Genomic DNA, 20,431 nt, shown 5'->3' on the forward strand with positions numbered 1-20,431 from the left:
ACGCACCCCTGCGCAACGTCCCGTCCAGGACCACCGCCGCACCGATCCCCATCCCCAGCCACAGCAGCACGAACGTGTCCCGGTCGTGGGCCGCGCCGTCGCGCTGCTCCGCCAGTGCCGCGAGGTTGGTCTCGTTCTCGACGACGATGCGGGTGCCGGGGAGGCGTTCGTGGAGGGCGGCGACCAGACGGCGGTGCCAGGCGGGCAGGCCAGTCGTGTTGCGGAGTTCGCCGGTGGCCGGGTCGATGAGACCCGGGGCGCCGACGCACACCGTGTGGAGGCGCTCCGCGCCCGCCTCCTTCGCCGCGCGCTCCACCAGCGCCACGGCCTGCTCGACCGCCGGGCCCGTGCCCGAGTCGTCGTCGATCGGAACCGACGCCTCCGCGAGCACCCGGCCCACCAGGTCGGAGACGAGCACGGAGACGCCCTCCAGCCGGACGTCCAGCGCGGCCAGGTACGCGCGGTTGCCGACGATGCCGTACAACCGGGCGTTCGGGCCGCGCCGTTGCTCCCCGGATTCGCCGACCATCTCGATCAGTCCGGAGGCCGTGAGGCGTTCGACGAGGTCGGCGACGGTCGGCCGGGAGAGTCCGGTGAGCTGCTTCAACTGCCCTGCCGTCAGCGGGCCTTCCTGCTGCAGCAGTCGCAGGGCGAGCCGGTCGTTGATGGCCCGGGCGGTGCTCGGGGATGCGGGCATGCCGGGAATCCTCCCAGATCGAGGGGTGCGGCGGGCGGCCGGTAATTCTCTTTCTATCAGGCAGGGTTCCTGATAGTTTACCCGGCGCGAGCGGGACGAGAACACGCGAGCAGGGACTTTGACGGCGGCGGGGACGCGCACAGCAGGAGGGGCCGACAATGAGCGAAGTGGTCTACGACCGACACGGGGTGAAGCGTGCCCGGTATGCCGTGGCGGCCGTCTTCGCCGTGCACGGCGCGGTCACCGGCTCGTTCGCGACCCGGGTGCCGTGGATCCAGGAGCACGCGCACGTCGCCGCCGGCTGGCTCGGATTCGCCCTCGCCTTCGGGGCGTTCGGCGCCTCCTGCTCGATGCCGCTGGCCGGCTGGATCACCCACCGCTTCGGCAGCCGTACGGCACTGCGCGGACTGATCGCCCTGTGGACGATGTCCCTGATCCTGCCGTCCCTCGCGCCGAACCTCGTCACCCTGTGCCTGGCGATGTTCACGTACGGCGCGAGCGCGGGCATGGCCGACGTCGCGATGAACGCGCTCGGCGTCGAGATCGAGCGCCTCTTGGACAAGTCGATCATGTCGGGGCTGCACGGCATGTGGAGCGCGGGCGCCCTCATCGGGTCGGCAGGCGGCACCCTCGCCGCGCACCTCGGTTCGGACGCGCGCGTCCACCACCTCATCGCGGCCGCGGTTCTCACCGTGCTCGGCGTGACCGCCTGCCACTGGGTGCTCGACATCCCCCCGGGCGAGAAGGAGGAGGCGCCGCCCAGGTTCACGCTGCCGCCGAAGTCCGCGCTGCTCATCGGCGCGGTCGGCTTCTGCGCGGTGTTCGCGGAGGGCGCGAGCCTGGACTGGTCGGCGGTGTTCCTGAAGGACCAGTTGGGCACGTCGGCCGGGCTCGCGGCGGCCTCGACGACCGGCTTCATGCTGACGATGGCGGTGGCCCGGCTGGTCGGCGACGGGGTGGTGAACCGCTTCGGCTCGGTACGCACGGTCCGCGCGGGCGGGGTGCTGTCCGTGTTCGGCGGGCTGCTGATCGTCCTCGCGGAGAACCCGGCGCTGACGATGGCCGGCTTCGCGCTGCTCGGTCTGGGCATCGCCGTGGTCGTCCCGCTCTGCTTCGCGGCGGCGGGCCGCAGCGGCCCCAACCCGAGCCAGGCCATCGCGGGCGTCGCGACGATCACCTACACCTCGGGGCTGATCGCGCCGAGCCTGATCGGCGGGGTGGCGCAGGCGACGAGCCTGGTCGTGTCGTTCTGCCTGGTCACGGTGTTGGCGGGCGGACTCGTGGTCTTCGCGGGCGTGCTCCGCGCCGGGGACCGCGACCGCCCGAAGGTCAGCCCGCCGAGCGCAGCAGTGTCCGGCCCACGGCCCTGAACCCGTCGCTCCAGGGCGCGGGGCGCAACGTTCCCGCGTCCAGCCGGACGAGGACCCGGGTGCCGGTCGCGTACGTCGTCGATCCGTCCGCCGAGCAGAACCGGAAGCCGTACGTCAGTCCCGTGGTCCCCAGCCGGTCGAGCCAGAGGTGCACGGCGTACGCACCCGGCCTGGTGACCGGTGCCTCGTAGCTGATCAGCAGTTCCTTCACCACGTTGCAGGCGTCGCCGGCGCTCGCCCAGTCGCCGTCGAAGCGGACCCCGTGCCCCTGCCACAGCTCGGTCCAGGCCCGCTCGACGAGGAGCGGGTAACGGGCGTTGTGCAGCATGCCGAGCGCGTCGAGATCGTCGAAGTGCACGGTGACGGCGACGAGTCGACCGTGGGACAGGACGGTGGCGGGCGGGCTTTCGACGGTCACGGCGGGGCTCCCGAGCGGTGCTGGTGGGGCGGTGGAGACTGTGGGGACGCCCCATTCTAAGCGACCGCTCAGGAGCCCCTATCGGGAAGGCCCTGGTCAGACGGGCCTACGGGGGCGGCCTAAGGGGTGAGCCGGTCAACCGGCGATCGAGTCCAGCTGCTCGGCCGCCGGACGCAGCGCCCACAGGTCACCGCCGGGCGGCGCCTCCAGCTTCGGCACGGCGGCCTTCGCCTTCGCGTCCCCCGCGTCGGCCGCCGCGTGGACGACGTCGCTCGCCGCGTACCGGTAGAACTCCAGCTCCGGATGCGACCACGCGGCGGCCCCGGTCGCGGCGGGCAGCAGATAGTCCACGGCCTCCAACAGGCCCTGCCCGTCCGGCCCTTGATAGGTCCACAGGTTCACGCCCACGCGCCGGCCGATGGCCGCGAGCCGGGTGTACGCGACCAGGTCGAAGGTCGAGTAGTGCCAACTCCGCGTCCGCGCAAGCTCCTGCGGCTGACTCCCGTCGCCCGCGATCTGCGGATCGATGCGTTTGGCGCGCGCGTCCAGCACGGTTCGCCTGGCCAGCGCGGTGTCGCCGGTCGCGTAGGCGAGGGCGGCCAACTCCATGTCGTAGAAGGTGCCGTGGTTGTTCGCGGCGGCACCCTCCTCCTTGCCGAAGGCGCCGTTCTTCAGCCAGCCGAGGAAGTCGGAGTTCCAACTGGCCATCGCCGTACGGTCGTTCCTCGTCCAGCCGGGGGCGCCGGTGCCGAGGATCGCGATGGCGTCGACGACGCTGGTGTACGACTGGGAGAAGTCGATGATGCCGATGGCGCGGCCGTCGTACTTGCAGGGGATGAACTGGGCGTGGTTCAGGTTGGGGTTCATCCTCGTGGCCGGGTCGAGGAACCAGGTGCGCAGGACCTGGTCGGCCTTCTGCGCGTAGCGCTTGTCGCCGGTGTAGTACCAGGCGAGCGCGAGGTCGTACGTCGAGTCGAAGACCTTCTCCACGTCCTGGCGGTCGGTTCCCGTGTCGACCTCGGGGTTGCGCTGACCGTCGCGCTGGACGTACGGGCAGCCCCACGGATTGTCGGCGGTCGGGGTGGCCGTGGGCCACCAGTAGGGCGCCTGGCTCAGGTAGTCGTGAACGTCCCCGCCGGGGGCGGGCTTTGGTTTGTCCACGACCGTCCAGGGGCCCTGGTGCAGCCAGTTGTCGGCGCGGGTCGTCAACTGCTGGAGCGCCCGCCGGAGTTGGGGATCATCCCCGCGGTCCAGGCGGAGCTTGGTCTGCTGGAGGCGGGTGCCGTCGAGGACGGCGGTCCTGGGGACGGCCGGCGCCGCGTGTGCGGTGGCCGCTGGGACGACGACAGCCGTGAGTGTGGCCACGGCGGCGAGAAGGACGCCCAGCCGGGATCTGGCACTCGACTTTGCACTCACCGATCAACTCCGATCAGGTATATGAACGCAGTTCATGAGTGGAACCGTGCGAGCGTAGAACCACCAGGTGGCCGTGACAATGGTCCGGACCGACTTCACGTACAGAGAAAGCGAACCCCACCATGGACCTCGGCGTGCGCTGGAAGCCGCACGGTGACGGGCGGACGCCCGCGCACGATCGGGCTCGGCGCCCAGCACGTCGGCATCTCCTGGGCGTTCGACCGGATCTTCGGCCGCATCCACTCGATGGGGTCGGACTGCCGTCCTTCCACGGACCGTCCTTCCAGTGGTCGGCGATCCTGGTCGCGCTGCCGGTGGTGATCGCGCTGGCCGCCGAGAACGCCAGGCACGTCAAGGCAGTTGGGGAGATGACTGGCGACCCGCTGGACGACAAGCTCGGCACGGCGATCTCGACGGACGGCGTCGCCTCGATGCTCTCGACCGCCGTCGGCTTCGCGCTCCTCTTCGGCCTCTGCCCCGAGTTCGGGCATCATCATCGGCGTCGGCGGCGTCACCATCGAGTTCACCGACAACTTCACGCTCAGCGGTATCGCGCGGGGCACCCTCGTCGTCATCACCGGCTACCACGCCCTGCGCTTCCTCGCGCCCGCCCACCTCAAGACGGACCAACCGCTGCTGGACGAGGGGATGTCGTCGTACGACTCCCCCGACGCGAGTCAGCAGGGTCCCCGGGGTCAGCGCGCCAAGTCGTAGGCGTACGACGCCGTGAACGTGCCGGCCGCGCCTTTGCAACCGTCCGACTCCCCGGGCAACTTGACCCACAGATAGCCGTCGATCCGCGCCTCCCCGGTGTTGAGAGTTGGCGGTCGGCCGATCTTCCGGCCCGCCGGGTCGCACCACTGGCCGTCGGCCGGGGCGCCGTTGCCGTTGCGGCTGGTGTCGATGACCGCGCCGAGACCCGCGGGGCCGCCGAGGGCGTCCAGGACCTGACGGTCGTATGCGATCTCGGCCGAAGTGGCGTGGAAATTCGAGACGTTGCTGAAGATCCCGTCGGAGGAGTCGGCGGAGGCCGCGCCCGCCTGCTTCAGCAGGGCCGCCTGCTGTGCGGCCGGGTTCCAGTCGGAGTGGCCCGCGTCGTAGTACACGCGGGCCTTCGGGTCGGCGGCCTTCAGGACGCGGCCCGCGCGGGCCAACGCCTCGAAGCGGTCGGCGCGTTGGACGTCGGAGAGGCAGTCGGCCTGGGCTACCGAGTCGGGTTCGAGGACGACCACGACCTCCCTGGAGCCCAGCCCCGCCGCGAAGTCGTCGATCCACCCGTCGTACGCGTCGAAGTCCGGCGCCCCGCCCTCGGACGCCCCGCCGCAGTCGCGGTCCGGGATCGCGTAGGGCACGACCACCGGCACCCGGCCCTGCGCCGCCGCCCCCGAAGTAACCGCGCGGACCCGGGAGGTGATCGTCGACGGCGTGAAGTCGGCGAACCACACCGCCGCCGGCCGATCGGCGATCCGGGACTCTATGACCCCGGTACGGGGGTCGTCGGGGTGATCGCGGACCCAGTCGAGGACCTGGGACTCGGGGTGGCGGTAGAGGCTCGGGGAGGCGGCCGCCGACTGCTTCTTGCCGGTGTTCGCGGGAGACGGCGAGGCGGTCTTCTTCGGGCTGGCGGAAGCGGACGAGGAGGAACTCGCCTTTGCCGAGGCGGCTGTTGACGGTACGTCAGGCAGCGGCACCAGCAGCGTCGCACCGGTCCCATCGGGCCTCGCCTCGTTCGAACCGCGCTCGTCGTCCAGCGCGTTGATCATCCCGGTCACGGTGCCGACCGCGACCACGACCGACGCGGTCACGACCAGCACGCTCCGCCGGGCGACCCGCCCGCGCCGTCGGCCACGTGAACCTGACACGCTGCCGCCCCCTCCCGCGTACCGAACCCGTTCCCCCGTTCTGGGGAAGTGTCGGGCTCGCCGACGCCTCGGCCAGCCTAGGGCTGGGACGCTGCCCCCATGGGGCAATTGGCACACTTCACCACACCCGTGGACAAGGTCGTCTCCCGGCTGCGCGCGCTCGACGGGGAACTGCCCGCGCGGGACGGGGTCGCGGTGTTCAACCGCGTCTACCTCGCCGTCACGGAGGCGGTCGACCGGCGTATCGACGCCGGGCGGTTCACCGACGCGCGGGCCGCGATCACGCTGGACGTACGGTTCGCGGAGCGGTACCTGGCGGCCGTGGACGCGGCGGCCGACGGGCGCCGCCCGCCCGCCTGTTGGCGGCCGCTGTTCCAGCTCCGCCGCCATCCCGGCGTACGACCACTGCAGTTCGCCCTGTCCGGCATCAACGCGCACATCGGCCACGATCTCGCGCTCGCCGTCGTGGACGCCTGCCGGACGCTCGACTGCGAACCGGCCGAGCTGGAGGACGAGTTCGACCGCGTGGGCGATCTCCTCGTGTCGCTGGAGGAGCGCATCCGCGAGGAGCTGATGCCGGGTCCCGACCTGTTCCAGATCGCCGATCCGCTCACGCATCTGCTCGGCTCATGGAGTCTGGAGCGCGCCCGGGAGGCCACCTGGACGGCGGCGCGGGCCCTGTGGGCGCTGCGTGGACTGCCCGATGTCGCCGAGGAGTTCACCGAACGGCTGGACGCGGCGGTGGGGTTGGCGGGCCGGATGCTGCTCACGCCACTGCCGGACTGATCCAGCCATACCGGGGAGCCGGACCCGCTGTACGCCGTCGGGAGAGTTACGTTGACGGTTCAAATGCCTGCTGCGAAGGAGCACGAGCATGGCCACCAGGTTGGGTCTCACTCTTCCCCAGACGCACCAGTACGACATCGGCAAGGACGTCCCGGACGTGGCCCGCGCGGCCGAGGAGATCGGCTACGAGAGCCTGTGGGTCTTCGAACGCGCCCTCTTCCCGGAACCCGCGACCCAGGGGCTCTACGGCATGGAGGGCGTCCCGTGGCCCGACGAGTACCGCTCGGTCGCCGAACCCCTGGTGACGCTGGCCCTTGCCGTGTCGGCAACCCGGCGGGCCCGGCTCGGCACCAGTGTCCTGGTGGCCCCGCTGCACGGACCGTTCCAACTGGCCCGGACGCTCGGCACGTTGGACGCGGCGAGCGGCGGCCGGGTGGTGGCGGGGTTCGGCACCGGCTGGTCGCTCGACGAGTACGCGGCGGCCGGGGTCGCCCCGTTCAAGGAGCGCGGCAAGGTCCTGGACGAGGTGCTCGACGTGTGCCGTGCGGTGTGGGGCCCTGACCCTGTGACGTACGAGGACGGACTGACCACCATCAACTCCTCGGTGGTCGGCCCCAAGCCCGCCCGGCCGATCCCCATTCTGCTGCCCGCGATGAGCAAGAAGGCGCTGACCCGTCTCGTCGACCGCGCCGACGGCTGGCAGCCGGTGGCCATGGGCGCCGAGCAACTGGCCGCGGAATGGCGGGCGTTGCAGGAGCTGGCCGCCGAGCGCGGCCGTACCGAGCCGCTCCAGTCGGCGGCCCGGATCAATCTGCGGTACACGTCCAAGGCCTACGAGGGTGCGGACCGCCCACCGTTCCACGGCAACATCGACCAGATCGTGACGGACCTCGTGGCGCATGCCGAGGTCGGTCTCGACGAGTACTTCTTCGAGTTCGCCGGTGCCCCGCGGGACGCCGAGGAACTCAAGGACCTGGCCGCCGAGCTGTACACGGCGGCACGCGCGGCCGGGGTCTGAACTCCCGTCAGTCCTCGGGCAGTTCGACCGGCGCGATCGCGTCGTAGACGTCCCCAGGGCCGGGGTTCGTCGAGTCGGTCGTGCCGCCCAGCTGGTGCATGACGCCCCAGACCGCGTTCAGCGCGGTCTGGACGGCGCCCTCGGCCCAGCCGGCCGTCCAGGAGATGTCGTCGCCGGCGAGGAAGACGCCCCGCTTGTCGTCGGGCAGCCGGTCCTGCATGAAGTGGGTGAACAGGCGCCGCTGGTAGCGGTAGTGGCCGGGCAGGTTGGCCTTGAACGCGCCCATGAAGTAGGGCTCGTTCTCCCAGGAGACGGTCACCGGGTTGCCGATGACGTGCTTCCTGATGTCGACCTTCGGGTAGATCTCGCCGAGCGACTTCAGCATGACCTCCATCCGCTCGTTCGCGGACAGCGGCAGCCACTTGAGGCTGTCGTCGCACCAGGTGTACGAGAGGCAGATGACGGCGGGCCTGTCCGGGCCGTCGTCGAGGAGGTAGGTCCCGCGCGTCATACGGTCGGTGAGGGTCATCGACATGACGTCCCGGCCGGTCGGGTTTCCCCTGTCGTCGACGGCCTTGTCGAGCCAGAACGGCCGGTCGACGGGGACGAACAGCTTCGAGCTCTCCATGTAGTGGGTGCGCTCGATCGCGGTCCAGTGGTCGATCGGGAAGAGCGAGTCGTCGCAGGCGATCTTCGAGAGCAGCATCCAGGACTGGGCGGTGAAGATCGCCGCCTGGTAGGTGCGGATGTCGCCGTTCGCGTCCGTCACCGTGATCCCGTTGCCGGCCGTGCGGTGCAGCCGGGTCACGGCGGGGCGAGGTTCGCCGCCCATGTGCAGGGATGCCAGCGAGGTGCCGTAGGGCCAGTGGACGATCTTCTGCGGCTCGCGGTCCCAGAGGCGGAGCGGGAGTTGCTGGGAGCCGCCGACGATGCCGCGGTGGTGGTCGTCGGCCTCGGTGTAGACGACCCGCAGGATTTCGAGGATCGAGTTGGGGAAGTCGGTGTCCCACCCGCCGGTGCCGAAGCCGACCTGGCCGAAGATCTCGCGGTGCCGGAAGGACTTGAAGGACTCCGAGTCGCAGAGGAAGCCGTAGAAGGTCTGGTTGTCGAGTTTCTCGACGAGCTTCGACCAGATCTCGCGGATGCGCGGGACGTCGCGTTCGCGCATGGCGCGGTTCATGTCGGAGAAGTCGGCGCCCTCTTCGAGGCAGGCGTTCCAGGCGTGCATCACGTCGCGGTAGACCTGCGGGAGGTCGTCGACGGTGGTCGCGTAGTGGGACTCGCCCTTGAGGTCGACGACGGTCGAAGGGGTCGCCTCCGCAAGGGGGTTGGGGAACGGCCGGGTCTCCAGGCCCACCAGGTCGATGTAGTGCTGGAGGGCGGTGGAGGAGGGCGGGAAGCGCATCGCGCCCATCTCGGCGGTGAGGGACGGGTCGCATCCGTCGAAGCCCACGGTCCGCAGGCGGCCGCCGATCTGGTCGGCCTCGTAGACGACGGGCTTGAGGCCCATCTTCATCAGCTCGTAGGCGGCCACGATGCCGGACAACCCGCCGCCGATGACCGCGACTTCGGTGCCGTGCTCGGTCGCGGGTATCTGGCCGAGGCCCGCCGGGTGGGCGAGGAAGTCGTCGTACGCGTACGGGAAGTCCGGCCCGAACATGGTGATCGGCGGCTGCCGCTCGTCGGCGTGCTGGACGGCGTTGGGCACCGTGGACGTCATGGGGTACGGACTCCTAGCGGAACAAGAACAAGTACAAGTGCGGGAACAGCAGGGGGGATTCAGGCGAGGGACCCGTAGAGGCCGGGGCGACGGTCCGTCAGATACGGGTTCGTCGCGCGGGAGTTGGCGAGCAACTCGGAGTCGACGTCCGTGAGGAGTAGTTCCTCGCCGCGGCCGGCGCGGGTGCGGGCGACTCCGTCGGGTCCGGCGAGGGTGGAGAGGCCGTAGAAGTCGAACTCCCCTTCCTGGCCGATGCGGTTGATGTACGCCACGTACATCTGATTCTCCCAGGCCCGCACCGGGACCAGGGACTCGGCGACGAACTGGAACGGGTGCATGTTCGCCGTCGGGACGAGGAGCAGGTCGGTGCCGGCGAGGGCGTGGGCGCGGACGGGCTCCGGGAACTCGACGTCGTAGCAGATCATCAGGCCGACGGTGAGACCGTCCAACTCCGCCTGGACGACCGGCTGTTCACCCGGGGTGAAGTGGGCGCGCTCGAAGTCGCCGAAGAGGTGGGTCTTGCGGTAGTCGGCGAGGCGGGTGCCGTCGGCGGAGATCAGCTGGGCCGAGTTGTACACGGCGTCGCCGTCGCGCTCGGGGTAGCCGTAGGCGATGGCAAGTCCGTGCCGGGTGGCGATCTCTGCAACGGCGTCCGCGGAGTCGCCGTCGGCGGGTTCGGCGAGGCGGCCGATGTCGTCGCCGATCGCGTACCCGGTGAGGAACATCTCCGGCGCGGCGAGCAGCCCGGCACCGCCGGCCGCGGCCCGGCCCGCGGCCTCGTCGAGGACCTTGAGGTTCTCGACGACGGAGCCGGGGCGGCCGGAGCTCTGGAGGAGGGCGGTGCGCATGTGTGTTCCTCACCGGTACGAAAAGGTTGAAGAGCCACCTATCGGGGCCCACCTAGACGGTACGGCTGAGGGGCTGGGCCGGACAAGAAGGAGCTGTTGCGCGCCGGTGAGCGGTTTGTTGCGTGCGAGCGGGGTGGGGCGGCGATTCGTTGCGTGCCTGGTGGAAGCCGGTCGTTCCGGTGCGGCGGACCGGTTGTCAGACCCCGGGCGTAGGTTTCCGCCCATGAATCCTGACCTGATCAACCGGCTCACACCCTTCCGCGAGGAAGCACTGGGGCGCGGGATACCGCCCGAGGACGTCGAGCGGTGGATCGCCGCCGCGCGTCCGTCCGGGACCCTCGTCACCGGCGGGGACGGGCCGGTCGTCGGCAGGTTCGGCGGACCCCTGCTGCTGCCCGCCGACGCCCCCGACCCCTGGTTCCCGTTACTCGCCACCCTCGACTGCGCGGCCCTCCCCGAGGAGACGACGGGCCTTCAACTGCCGCCCGACGGCCGCCTGTTGCTCTTCGGCTTCCCCGAGATGACGTACTACGGCGGTACGGCCGGCGAGGTCGTGTACATCCCCGAGGGGACCCCCGTCGAGGAGCGGAACACGAAGTACGCCTGCGTCTACGGCGAGGAGGGGGACGCGTTCGACGACACCGACACGCTCGCCGTCCACGAGCAGTTCCCGCAGGAGGAACTGCGGCTGGCGCCCGACGTCTCCCTGCCGCACCACTTCCTGGCCCCCTCCCCGGAGGGCGGCGAGGAGACCGTCACACTCCCCGGCCATCCCCGCGCCTGGGAGCTGGCCGAGGCGTGGGACGAGACGTACGGCGACATCGTCGTCGACGGACCGCTGCACATCGGCGGGTACGCCTCCCACGAGTGCACGGAGACGGACCCGGTCACGGACGCCGCGGCGGAGGCGGAACAGGCCCGCCGCCACCGGGCCGAGGCGGCACCCGGCTCCGCCGACACCACGGAACTGCCCGCCCCCGAGGAGTGGACCCTGCTCGCCCAGTGGGACATCGGTCTCACCGGGCGGGAGGGATCCACGCTGCACTGGGTGATCCCGCGACGGGACCTGGCCGACCGCCGCTTCGACCGCACACACGTGTCGTTCTTCTGGAACCCCTGAAGGGCAGCGCCCAAAGGGGCGCGGGGAACTGCGCGACCAGCCACAACGGACCCGCGGCCAACCACGGACCTTCCAGCGGAGCACTTAACCGCGGGGCACCGCGAACACCGTAAGGACGGCCGCGTGGTCCGACGGCCAGCAGTTGGCGGACACGTCCGGCCACGGGCTCGGCGTACCGACAACGAACGTACGCGAATCGAGCACGGTCAGCCCCCGGTGCAGGACGTAGTCGATACGGTCCTGCGGCTCGGCGCGCCCGCTGCCGTCCTCGTTCACGGGGTGGATCGGCGACCAGGTGTGCCCAGGGTCGGCAACCGGGTCCGGGTGGACCTCCCGGTACGAGTCGCGCAACCCCGCGTCCGCCGCCGCCTTCGTCACCGGCCATTCCACGTCCGGCCAGTCCAGGTGCGAAGGGCTGTTGAAGTCACCGACCAGCACAACAGGGACGGCGTCGTCGGCCACCTCCGCGATCCGGCCGAGGGCATCCCGCATCTGGGCGAGCCGTACCTCCTCGTGGGCGATGAGGTCGGCGGCCGGGAGCCCGTCGTAGGCGGATTCGTAGGGGCCGTAGGGCGTGTAGTCGAGGTGGCAGGTCCACAGGTCGACCTCGCGGCCCTCCGCTACGGCGATCCGGACCCCGGCGGCGCCGTAGAAGCCGACGTCCGGGTCGCCGAAGCGAGCCGTGATCGGGTGGCGGCTGATGACGCCGAGGTTCTCGCCGGCCCGGTGGTGGTGCCAGCCGAGCGCTTCGGCGAGTTCCTCGGCGGCGGTGCCGCCCGTCTCCTGGAGGCCGACGACGTCCGCACCGGTCTCCGAGATGGCCTTCAACTGCTTGGTGCGGTGGTCGTCGACCTTGCTGCCGCCGAGCCAGAGGTTCCAGGTCAACACGCGTAGCTCGTACGGCCGTTCGCGCGTCACCATCGCGCGCAGGGCCGCCGGGGTGACCCCCACGAGGCTGCCCCGTACGGTCCGGCGGGGGGCCGCGTCGATCGGGGCCAGCGACGGCACCGCGAGGACCGCGCACCCGGCCGCCTCGGCGGAGCTGACGCCGGTCTGGGTATCCTCGACGGCCACGCAGGCCGCCGGGTCGACGCCGAGGGCGCGGCAGGCGGCGAGGTAGGGGTCGGGGGCGGGCTTGGTGCGCCCGGTGTCGTCGGCGGTGACGGAGACCGCGAAGCGGCTCGCGCCGAGGGCGTCGAGGACGGTGTCGGCGACCGCGCGGGGGGACGCGGTGACCAGAGCCGTGGGGACGCCGTCGCGGGCGAGGGCGTCGAGCAGGTCGAGCGCGCCGGGGCGGGGCACGATGCCGGTGCGGACGCGGGCGGCGAACTCCCGGTGCAGTGCGGCCGCGAGGTCCGCCGCCGACCCGCCCGTGGCCCGGGCGAGCCAGTCGGCGGTGTGCTCGACCGGGCGGCCGAGCACTTCCGGCTGATCCGCGTCCGTCAGGATTCTGCCCGCGACCTGCTCGACCGCCTCCCACCACAGCCGCTCGGTGTCGACGAGCGTTCCGTCCATGTCGAACAGGACGGCCTGGAGCGGGAGTTGGGCGTGGGGGGTCACGTTTCTCTCTTTCACTGCGGGTTCAAACGGGCCGGTGGGCCCTACGGGTTGACGCGTTCCGCCACGAGGACCGGCCGTTCCGGCAGCGACACCCGTGCGGCGACGCCGGCGCCCAGCCCCGCGGCCTCGTGCGCGGGCAGGTCGGCCTTGACCTCGGTGGAGTCGGCGAGCCGCACGGTGAGGCGGACGACCGAGCCGAGGAAGGCGGTGGCGACGACTCGCGCGTCACCGGCGGCGTCGGCGTGCACGTGGATCGCCTCGGGGCGTACGAGGACGTCCACCTCCGTCAGCGCGGGCGCCTCGCCGTCGACCGGCAGCCGCTGCCCGAGCACCTCGACGGTGCCGTCGGTGAGGTGCCCCGGGAGGCGGCTCATCGTGCCGACGAACTCGGCGACGAACGCGGTCGTGGGACGGCCGTACAACTCGGCGGGTGCGGCGCACTGTTCGAGCTTTCCGGCGCGCATCACGGCGACCCGGTCGGCTATGGACAGCGCCTCTTCCTGATCGTGCGTCACGAAGAGGGTGGTGATGCCGAGTTCCTGCTGGAGGCGGCGGATCTCCTCGCGCAGGGACAGCCGCACCTTGGCGTCGAGCGCCGACAGCGGTTCGTCCAGGAGCAGGACGCGCGGCTGGAGGGCGAGCGCGCGGGCCAGCGCGATGCGCTGCTGCTGGCCGCCGGAGAGCTGGTGCGGGAAGTTCTCGCCCTTGTCGCCGAGCCCGACAAGGTGGAGCAACTCATTGGCGCGGAACCGCCGTTCGGCCTTGTTCACCTTGCGCATGCGCAGGCCGAAGGCGACGTTGTCGAGGGCGTTGAGATGCGGGAAGAGGCTGTACGACTGGAAGACCATGCCGGCGTCGCGGCGATGGGCGGGGACGCCGGTGACGTCCTTGCCGTCGACCAACACCTCGCCGGAGGTGGGGTGTTCGAAGCCGGCGAGCATGCGCAGCGCGGTGGTCTTGCCGCAGCCGGAGGGGCCGAGCAGGGCCAGGAACTCGCCGGGCCGGACGGTCAGGTCGAGTCCGTCTAGGGCGACCGTGGGGCCGAACTCCCGGCGCAGGCCCCGGAATTCGACGGTGGCGGCGTTCTCCGTCGTGGTTTTCTCAAGCGTGGTGGCGGTCATGGTTCATCCCCGGGACTTGGCGGTTTTGTCGCGCCCGCCGACACCGGCGAGCGTGAGGAGGAGTGCCCAGGTGACGACCAGGCTGAGCACGGAGACGGCGACGGAGAGCTGGGCGTTGGACCCGCCGACGCTGTAGATCCACACGGCGAAGGGCTGGAAGCCGAGCAGCTGGGCCACGGTGAACTCGCCGAGCACCAGCGCCAGCGTGAGGAAGGACGCGTTGAGCAACGCGCCGCGCAGATTGGGCAGTACGGCCCGCGCGAGAGCCTGCGGCCAGCCCGCGCCGCAGCTGCGGGCTGCCTCGACGAGGGTCTTCACGTCGATGGCACGCAGCCCGGAATCCAGCGCCCGGTACACGAACGGCAACGCCATCACGACGTACGCGAGGACGAGGATGAACGGGAAGCTCGGGTTCTGGATGGCGACGAAGGTCTCGAACAGCGGGGTGCGCGAGAGGTAGTCGGGGCCCCACTTGAGGACGGTGGCGATACCGGCGACGAACGCGATCGGCGGCACCACCAGCGGCAGCGAGCAGATCACCTCGACGACGGGCCGCAGGCGGGGCGCGCCAAGTCGTAGCGCGACCATGGCCGGAACCATCAACAGCAGGACGATGGCGATGGTGGCGGCGGCGAGTTCCAGCGAGAGCACCAGGCTGGAGGTGAAGCCGTCGGCGGAGACGATCTGGGTGTAGGCGTCGAAGGTGACGCCCTCCCCCGGCACGTCGACCGTGAAGACGACCGACGCGGCGAGCGGGACCAGGAAGTACAGGGCGGCGAGGCCGAGGACGACCCACCGCCAGAGGTTCAGGCGTCCAGCCATCGCGCGCTCCGTCGTTGCAGGGGCAGGTACACGGCCATGACCAGGCCCGCGACCAGGACCATGTCGAGGCTGAGGGCGAGGGCCACGTTCTCCTGGCCGACCAGCACGTTGCCGGAGATGGCGTCGGCGATCTGGAGGGTGACCAGCGGGATCGAACTGCCCACCATGGCCGCGGCGGTGGCGTACGCGGCGAACGCGCTGCCGAAGAGGAGGACGAACCCGCCGAGGAGCGAGGGCAGCAGCACCGGCAGGGCGACGTGGCGCCAGTACTGCACGCCGGTGGCGCCGTTGTTCTGGGCGGCCTCGCGCCACTGGGTGCGCAGGCCCTCCAGGGCGGGGGTGATGGTGAGGACCATCAACGGGATGAGGAAGTACAGGTAGACGAGGACCAGGCCCGAGAAGCTGTAGAGGTCCCAGCCCTTGTCCTTGAGGCCCAAGTGGGTCGTCAGCACACCCGCGTTGCCGAGCGTGGCGACGAACGCGAAGGCCAGCGGGACACCGCCGAAGTTGGCGAGGACCCCGGAGGCGGTGAGGACGGCCTCGCGCAGCGCGCGGAAGCGGGAGGTGACGACGACCTGCGCGAGCGGGAGACCGAGCAGGGTGCCGAGAGCGGCCGAGAGGGCGGACAGCTTGACGCTGCCGATCAGCGCGGTGAGGTAGGCGCCCTTCAGGGACTCGGTCAGGTTCACGGTGCTGTACGAAGTGGCGCCCGTCGTCTGGTTCTTGACGGTGAAGGCGCCGTTCAGCATCGCGATGGCGGGCACCCCGAAGGCGACCGCGACGAACACGAGCAGCGGGACCACGGCGATCCAGCCGGGGACGCGGCGCCGCCGCTTCGAGGAAGCGGCGGCAACCACGTCGGCCCGCGTGAGCGTGGCCGTCATCCGGAGACGGCCTTCGCCCAGCCGGACGCGATGACCGTCTTGGCCTTGCTCTGCTGGGCCTCGGTCGGGAAGGCCGGCGTGCCGGAGACCTTGGGGAGCTTGGCGGCGGCGGTCTTGTCGAGCGTGCCGGCCGACTCCATGGAGGTCATCAGCGCCGGGCGCGCGTAGCCCTTGAGCCACAGGTTCTGGCCCTCGGCGCTGTACAGGTACTCCTGCCACAGGCGGGCGGCCGCCGGGTGCGGGGCGTCCTTGTTGATGGCCTGCGAGTAGTACTGCGCGTACTGGCCGTCGCTCGGGATGGTGACCTTCCAGTCGACGCCCTTGGACTTGAACTCGTCGGCGTAACCGGCGTTGAGGTAGTCCCAGTCGATGGAGATGGGCGTCTCGCCCTTCTCGACGGTGGCCGGGGTGGACTCGACCGGCGTGTAGTTGCCGTTCTTCTTCAGCTTGGCGAAGAAGTCCAGGCCGGGCTGGATGTCGTCGAAGGAGCCCTTGTTGGCGAGCGCCGCCGCGTACACGCCGCCGAAGGCCGAACCCGACTTGGTGGGGTTGCCGTTGAGGGCGACCTGGCCCTTGTACTGCGGCTTCAGCAGGTCCGCGAAGGTGGTCGGACAGGTCTTGACGCGCTTGGCGTCGCAGCCGATGGAGATGTAGCCGCCGTAGTCGTTGAACCACTGTCCCTTCGGGTCCTTCTGGCCCGCGGGGATCTGGTCGAAGGAGGCGACCTTGTACGGCGCGAGCAGGCCCTGCTGGGCGGCGCTCAGCGCGAAGGAGGAACCGAGGTCGAGGACGTCGGGCGTACGGTCCTGGCCCTTGCGGGAGGTGACGGCGTTGATCTCGTCCTGGCTGGAGCCGTCCGGGTTCTCGTCCGTGATCTTGATGCCGTACTTCTTGGTGAAGCCGTCGATGATGGCGCCGTAGTTGGCCCAGTCACGGGGCACCGCGATGATGTGCAGCGTGCCCTCCTTCTTGGCCGCCTTCACCAGGGCGGCCATGCCGCCGAAGTCGGCGGCGGAGGTGGCGGTGGCGGCGTTCTTGCCGTCGGCGGTGGTCGACGAGTTGGTGGGAGCGGCGCCGCAGGCGCTGAGGGCGAGCGCGGCGACGACGGCGAGGGATCCACCCAGGACGGCGTTTCTCGGCGGGGACACGGTCACGGTCTCTCCAGGGGTGCGCACGAGGGTTAGAGCAGAGCGGAGAACTTGTCTGAACAAGTTGGCCTCAGTACGCCCGCCGATGGTGTCTTGTTCGTAAACATTGGCGAAACCGTGACCCCTTGTTCCCTGCACACTCCTGGCTGACACGGATCACCAAGGGAACTCGACTACGCTGCTCACGCTGTGCACAGTGGCCAACTCGGAGGGGAAGCATGACGGCGCGACACGAGGAGATCGCCGACGAGCTGCGCAAGGCCATCGACCGCGAGGAGTACACAGTCGGCAGCCTGTTGCCCGCGGAGACGGACCTCGCGGCGCAGTACGGCGTCTCGCGCGGCACGGTCCGCCAGGCCGTCGCGGCCCTCACCGCCGAAGGCTTGATCGGCTCCCGCCAGGGCGCCCGCCGGGTGGTGCTGGCCAGCCGCCGCAGCCAGAGCTTCGCGGAACTGCGCAGCTTCGCCGAGTGGGCCCGCGCGATGGAGCGCGAGGCGACCGGGCACGTGGTCGCGCAGGAGTACCGCCCGGCCACGGCCGAGGACGCCGTACGCCTCCAACTCGCCGCGGGGACTCCCGTGTTGCACGTCCTGCGGGTCCGCGGCCTGGACGGCGAGCCGGTCCTCCTGGAGCGGACGGTGTACGCCGACTGGATCTCCCCCGCCGTCGAGGCGATCGAGCCGGAGTGCCCGTCGGTGACCCAACGCCTGTACGACGACACGGGGTTGGTCTTCGCCTACGGCGAGCACGTCATCGACGCGGTGGCGGCGGGCGCGCAGGACGCCGAGCTGCTGGGTATCCGCCGCACCAGCCCGCTGCTCCGGGTCCGCCGGGTCACAACGACCCGTGAGGGACGCCCGGTTGAGTGGTCGGACGACCGCTACCGCTCGGACGCGGTGAGCTTCAGCGTGCACAACTCGATAGGGAACAACGCGCTGGCGCGGAAGACGGCGGAGTGAGAACCTCCGGCCGCGGCGTGGGACAGTCGTAGCGAGGGGGACGGGTCCGACGTCATGGAGGTCCTGATGGAGATCGCCGCATTGCCCCATGTCGGGGAACAGACCGCTGTCGTGGCTGCGGAGCCCGACGCCGTGTGGCGCGGCCTGAGCCGGGTACTGGGCCACTCCTCCGCGCCGGCGACCCTGTACGCACGCCTGGTCCGCGCCGCCGACCGCGAGTCCTCCGGCCCCCGGCCCCTCGCCGAGGGTTCGGCGTTCGCCGGTTTCCACGTGACCTCGGCGGTCCCGGGGCGCGAGCTGGTCGTCGAAGGCAGCCACCGCTTCTCGTCGTACGCCCTGGTCTTCCACGTCGAGCGGACCGGCCCGGGGCGCTCGCTGCTGCGGGCCGAGACCCGGGCCGCCTTCCCCGGTCTGGCCGGGGGCCTCTACCGGCGGCTCGTCATCTCCAGCGGCGGGCACGTGATCGCCGTACGCCGGCTGCTGTCGGCGGTCCGCCGCCGGTCCGAGTAGCCCCCGCGGCTCAGGTCGGCGAACCCGACGAGAAACGCCGGAGCAGCGGGGAGAGGACCAGCACCGACTTGGTGCGCTCCACGAACGGCTCCCCCGCGATGCGCTCCAGGACCCGCTCGAAGTGGCGCATGTCGGCGGCGAAGACCTGGACGACCGCGTCCGCGTCGCCGGTGACGGTGGACGCGGCCACGACCTCCTGGTAGCGCTCCAGGCCCCGCCGGATGGTGTCCGGGGAGGTGTTGTGCCGGCAGTAGATCTCGACGAACCCCTCGGTCTCCCAGCCGAGCGCCGACGGGTCCACCCGTACGGTGAAGCCGGTGATGGCGCCGGTGGCCCGCAGCCGGTCCACGCGCCGCTTCACGGCGGGCGCGGACAGGCCGACGAGCTGCCCGATGTCCGCGAAGGAGCGGCGGGCGTCCTCGGCGAGGGCGTGCACGATGCGTTCGTCGAGTTCGTTCAGCACGGTGGACCGATCACTTCTCGGATGGTGCGGGTGTTGCCAGTCGGGAGCGGCGGTGGCCGTATACGAAGTAGAACACGAGCCCGACGGCCATCCAGATTCCGAAGACCACCCAGGTGACGGCCGAGAGGCTGCCCATCATCCACACGCACAGCCCGAAGCCCACGGCGGGCAGCACCGGCGACAGCGGTACGCGGAAGGTGCGGGACATGTCCGGGCGGGTCCGGCGCAGCACCACGACGGCGATGTTGACCAGCGCGAAGGCGAAGAGCGTGCCGATGCTGGTCGCGTCCGCGAGCTGCCCGAGCGGGATGGCGGCCGCGAGGACCCCGCAGAACAGGGACACGATGACGGTGTTGGCGCGGGGCGCCCCCGTCCTCGGGTGGACCTTGCCGAACACCTTGGGCACGAGTCCGTCCCGGGACATCGCGAAGAGGATGCGGGTCTGGCCGTAGAGCACGGTCAGGACGACGCTCGCGATGGCGATCACCGCGCAGCCCGCGAGGAGGGTGCCCCAGAAGGACTGGCCGGTGACGTCGCGCATGATCTGGGCGAGGGCGGCCTCGGAGTCGTTGAAGCGCCGCCAGGGCTTCGCACCGACGGCGACGGCCGCGACGAGGACGTACAGCGCGGTCACGATGACGAGGGACAGCATGATCGCGCGGGGCAGGTCGCGCTGCGCGTTCTTCGCCTCCTCACCGGCCGTGGAGGCGGCGTCGAAGCCGATGTACGAGAAGAAGAGCGTCGCCCCGGCCGCGCTGACGCCGGCCATGCCCAGCGGCATGAAGTGGTCGTAGTTGCCGGACCGGAAGCCCTGGATGCCGATCGCGCAGAACAGCACCAGCGCGGCGATCTTCACACACACCATGACCGTGTTGGCGCGGGCGGACTCCTTGGCACCGCCGAGCAGGAAGGTCATCGCGAGGAGTACGACGATCAGGGCCGGGAGGTTGAAGATGCCGCCGTCGCCGGGCGGGGCGGACAGGGCGTCCGGGATGGTGACGCCGATGGTGCCGTCGAGCAGTTCGTTGAGGTACTCGCCCCAGCCGACGGCGACGGCGGCGACCGACACGCCGTACTCCAGGACCAGGCACCAGCCGCAGATCCAGGCGATCAGCTCGCCCATGGTGGCGTAGGCGTACGAGTACGAGGAGCCGGCGACCGGGATGGTGCCCGCGAGTTCGGCGTAGGAGAGGGCCGAGAAGAGGGCGGTGAGGCCGGCGATCACGAAGGAGAGGGTGACGGCGGGGCCGGCCTTGGGGACGGCTTCGCCGAGGACGACGAAGATGCCGGTGCCGAGGGTGGCGCCGATGCTGATCATCGTCAGCTGCCAGAGCCCGAGGGAGCGCCGCAGCGCCCCTCCCTCGCCCTGACCGCCCTCGGCGACCAGGAGTTCCACGGGCTTGCGGCGCATCAGACGCGCACCGAGCCCCGGGGACGGCTCGGCGGTCTGGTTGCGGTGATGCGGGGGTGCGCCTTGGTCGAGCACGCGGGGGCTCCTTGTCGCTGCCGGGCAGGGCGGCAGGAACCGGCGGCACGGGGCTCCGCCGAGCGGGGGTCCTGCCGCGCTGGGTACAGCGCTTGACCCTACGAGCCCGGGCGTCCTGGCCGTAATGCGGCAACCTTGCGCGTCTCCGCAAGATCGTTGCGTTCGCGGGACGCGGGTGTTGATTCGTTGCGCGGTAGGTGTGGGGCGTTGCGGGGTGGGTGTT

The 20,431-nt window shown here is 70.9% G+C and carries 19 protein-coding genes and 1 pseudogene; 7 read left to right on the top strand and 13 right to left on the bottom strand.

Translation table 11 applies throughout. The features are described from left to right. On the bottom strand, positions 1–697 hold a 697-nt coding region (locus AC31A1_RS24010; protein WP_489655298.1), incomplete at its 3' end, for an ROK family transcriptional regulator. Between the two features lie 158 nt (positions 698–855). Between AC31A1_RS24010 and AC31A1_RS24015 the strand changes: the two genes are divergently transcribed. After that, positions 856–2,067 (top strand): MFS transporter, encoded by a 1,212-nt coding sequence (locus AC31A1_RS24015; RefSeq protein WP_489655299.1) that lies wholly within the window; start codon positions 856–858, stop codon positions 2,065–2,067. Here AC31A1_RS24015 and AC31A1_RS24020 read toward each other — a convergent pair. Then, positions 2,027–2,485 carry an acyl-CoA thioesterase gene (locus tag AC31A1_RS24020; RefSeq protein WP_489655300.1) on the bottom strand — a complete coding sequence of 153 codons (459 nt, stop codon included), beginning with the start codon at positions 2,483–2,485 and terminating at the stop codon, positions 2,027–2,029. The two genes, AC31A1_RS24015 and AC31A1_RS24020, sit on opposite strands and share 41 nt — an antisense overlap. Before the next feature lie 135 nt (positions 2,486–2,620). Continuing rightward, the gene (locus AC31A1_RS24025; RefSeq protein ID WP_489655301.1) at positions 2,621–3,901 is read right to left on the bottom strand and encodes an alginate lyase family protein; all 1,281 of its coding nucleotides are present in this window, start codon (positions 3,899–3,901) and stop codon (positions 2,621–2,623) included. Positions 3,902–4,105: 204 nt separating this feature from the next. Here AC31A1_RS24025 and AC31A1_RS24030 point away from each other — a divergent pair. Beyond that, positions 4,106–4,615: pseudogene (locus AC31A1_RS24030) on the top strand (solute carrier family 23 protein); the annotation flags it as partial. On the opposite strand, the gene AC31A1_RS24035 reads toward AC31A1_RS24030, so the two are convergent. Continuing rightward, positions 4,597–5,712: a glycoside hydrolase family 6 protein gene (locus AC31A1_RS24035; RefSeq protein WP_489655313.1), complete on the bottom strand. Its 1,116-nt coding sequence runs from the start codon at positions 5,710–5,712 to the stop codon at positions 4,597–4,599. The pseudogene AC31A1_RS24030 and the gene AC31A1_RS24035 overlap by 19 nt on opposite strands. Before the next feature lie 150 nt (positions 5,713–5,862). Between AC31A1_RS24035 and AC31A1_RS24040 the strand changes: the two genes are divergently transcribed. Both AC31A1_RS24040 and AC31A1_RS24045 read left to right on the top strand, forming a co-directional pair. Next, positions 5,863–6,549: a DUF5995 family protein gene (locus AC31A1_RS24040; protein WP_489655302.1), complete on the top strand. Its 687-nt coding sequence runs from the start codon at positions 5,863–5,865 to the stop codon at positions 6,547–6,549. 88 nt (positions 6,550–6,637) lie between these two features. Further along, positions 6,638–7,567 (top strand): LLM class F420-dependent oxidoreductase, encoded by a 930-nt coding sequence (locus AC31A1_RS24045; protein ID WP_489655303.1) that lies wholly within the window; start codon positions 6,638–6,640, stop codon positions 7,565–7,567. 7 nt (positions 7,568–7,574) lie between these two features. On the opposite strand, the gene AC31A1_RS24050 is transcribed toward AC31A1_RS24045, so the two are convergent. Together AC31A1_RS24050 and AC31A1_RS24055 are read right to left on the bottom strand one after the other, a co-directional pair. Further along, on the bottom strand, positions 7,575–9,287 hold the full coding sequence (locus AC31A1_RS24050) for a flavin monoamine oxidase family protein (RefSeq protein ID WP_489655304.1): 1,713 nt from the start codon (positions 9,285–9,287) through the stop codon (positions 7,575–7,577). 59 nt (positions 9,288–9,346) lie between these two features. After that, the gene (locus AC31A1_RS24055; protein ID WP_489655305.1) at positions 9,347–10,135 is read right to left on the bottom strand and encodes a carbon-nitrogen hydrolase family protein; all 789 of its coding nucleotides are present in this window, start codon (positions 10,133–10,135) and stop codon (positions 9,347–9,349) included. 223 nt (positions 10,136–10,358) lie between these two features. Here AC31A1_RS24055 and AC31A1_RS24060 point away from each other — a divergent pair, with 223 nt between their 5' ends. Further along, positions 10,359–11,255, top strand: a complete 897-nt coding sequence (locus tag AC31A1_RS24060; protein ID WP_489655306.1) for a DUF1963 domain-containing protein — start codon at positions 10,359–10,361, stop codon at positions 11,253–11,255. An 84-nt stretch (positions 11,256–11,339) separates the two neighbouring features. Here the strand turns inward: AC31A1_RS24060 and AC31A1_RS24065 are convergent, their stop codons facing one another. The 5 genes from AC31A1_RS24065 to AC31A1_RS24085 are packed head-to-tail and all read right to left on the bottom strand — an operon-like array spanning position 11,340 to position 16,796. After that, positions 11,340–12,815 carry an HAD-IA family hydrolase gene (locus AC31A1_RS24065; protein WP_489655307.1) on the bottom strand — a complete coding sequence of 492 codons (1,476 nt, stop codon included), beginning with the start codon at positions 12,813–12,815 and terminating at the stop codon, positions 11,340–11,342. Positions 12,816–12,856: 41 nt separating this feature from the next. Continuing rightward, positions 12,857–13,936: an ABC transporter ATP-binding protein gene (locus AC31A1_RS24070; RefSeq protein WP_489655308.1), complete on the bottom strand. Its 1,080-nt coding sequence runs from the start codon at positions 13,934–13,936 to the stop codon at positions 12,857–12,859. Between the two features lie 3 nt (positions 13,937–13,939). Beyond that, positions 13,940–14,758 (bottom strand): ABC transporter permease, encoded by an 819-nt coding sequence (locus AC31A1_RS24075; RefSeq protein WP_489655309.1) that lies wholly within the window; start codon positions 14,756–14,758, stop codon positions 13,940–13,942. Next, the gene (locus AC31A1_RS24080; RefSeq protein ID WP_366495458.1) at positions 14,743–15,642 is read right to left on the bottom strand and encodes an ABC transporter permease; all 900 of its coding nucleotides are present in this window, start codon (positions 15,640–15,642) and stop codon (positions 14,743–14,745) included. Before AC31A1_RS24080 ends, AC31A1_RS24075 begins: the two co-directional genes overlap by 16 nt. Further along, entirely contained in the window at positions 15,639–16,796 is a 1,158-nt protein-coding gene (locus tag AC31A1_RS24085; RefSeq protein WP_489655310.1) for an ABC transporter substrate-binding protein, read from the bottom strand. The genes AC31A1_RS24080 and AC31A1_RS24085 overlap by 4 nt, the downstream gene beginning before the upstream one ends. 212 nt (positions 16,797–17,008) lie before the next feature. Between AC31A1_RS24085 and AC31A1_RS24090 the strand changes: the two genes are divergently transcribed. Then, positions 17,009–17,749, top strand: a complete 741-nt coding sequence (locus AC31A1_RS24090; RefSeq protein WP_266766915.1) for a GntR family transcriptional regulator — start codon at positions 17,009–17,011, stop codon at positions 17,747–17,749. Positions 17,750–17,815: 66 nt separating this feature from the next. Beyond that, positions 17,816–18,259, top strand: a complete 444-nt coding sequence (locus tag AC31A1_RS24095; RefSeq protein WP_489655311.1) for a hypothetical protein — start codon at positions 17,816–17,818, stop codon at positions 18,257–18,259. Positions 18,260–18,269: 10 nt separating this feature from the next. Here the strand turns inward: AC31A1_RS24095 and AC31A1_RS24100 are convergent, their stop codons facing one another. Continuing rightward, entirely contained in the window at positions 18,270–18,722 is a 453-nt protein-coding gene (locus AC31A1_RS24100) for an Lrp/AsnC family transcriptional regulator (RefSeq protein ID WP_019059706.1), read from the bottom strand. 10 nt (positions 18,723–18,732) lie between these two features. Next, the gene (locus AC31A1_RS24105) at positions 18,733–20,208 is read right to left on the bottom strand and encodes an amino acid permease (RefSeq protein WP_489655312.1); all 1,476 of its coding nucleotides are present in this window, start codon (positions 20,206–20,208) and stop codon (positions 18,733–18,735) included. Between the last annotated feature and the right edge of the window lie 223 nt (positions 20,209–20,431).

This window comes from Streptomyces sp. P5F9, assembly GCF_057961495.1.

Excerpts from the sequence above, each read along its gene's own strand:
- AC31A1_RS24015 (WP_489655299.1), top strand. The coding sequence starts at position 856 with ATGAGCGAAGTGGTCTACGACCGACACGGGGTGAAGCGTGCCCGGTAT.
- AC31A1_RS24040 (WP_489655302.1), top strand. The coding sequence starts at position 5,863 with ATGGGGCAATTGGCACACTTCACCACACCCGTGGACAAGGTCGTCTCC.
- AC31A1_RS24055 (WP_489655305.1), bottom strand. The coding sequence starts at position 10,135 with ATGCGCACCGCCCTCCTCCAGAGCTCCGGCCGCCCCGGCTCCGTCGTC.
- AC31A1_RS24095 (WP_489655311.1), top strand. The coding sequence starts at position 17,816 with ATGGAGATCGCCGCATTGCCCCATGTCGGGGAACAGACCGCTGTCGTG.
- AC31A1_RS24080 (WP_366495458.1), bottom strand. The coding sequence starts at position 15,642 with ATGACGGCCACGCTCACGCGGGCCGACGTGGTTGCCGCCGCTTCCTCG.
- AC31A1_RS24050 (WP_489655304.1), bottom strand. The coding sequence starts at position 9,287 with ATGACGTCCACGGTGCCCAACGCCGTCCAGCACGCCGACGAGCGGCAG.
- AC31A1_RS24060 (WP_489655306.1), top strand. The coding sequence starts at position 10,359 with ATGAATCCTGACCTGATCAACCGGCTCACACCCTTCCGCGAGGAAGCA.
- AC31A1_RS24070 (WP_489655308.1), bottom strand. The coding sequence starts at position 13,936 with ATGACCGCCACCACGCTTGAGAAAACCACGACGGAGAACGCCGCCACC.
- AC31A1_RS24090 (WP_266766915.1), top strand. The coding sequence starts at position 17,009 with ATGACGGCGCGACACGAGGAGATCGCCGACGAGCTGCGCAAGGCCATC.
- AC31A1_RS24045 (WP_489655303.1), top strand. The coding sequence starts at position 6,638 with ATGGCCACCAGGTTGGGTCTCACTCTTCCCCAGACGCACCAGTACGAC.
- AC31A1_RS24075 (WP_489655309.1), bottom strand. The coding sequence starts at position 14,758 with ATGGCTGGACGCCTGAACCTCTGGCGGTGGGTCGTCCTCGGCCTCGCC.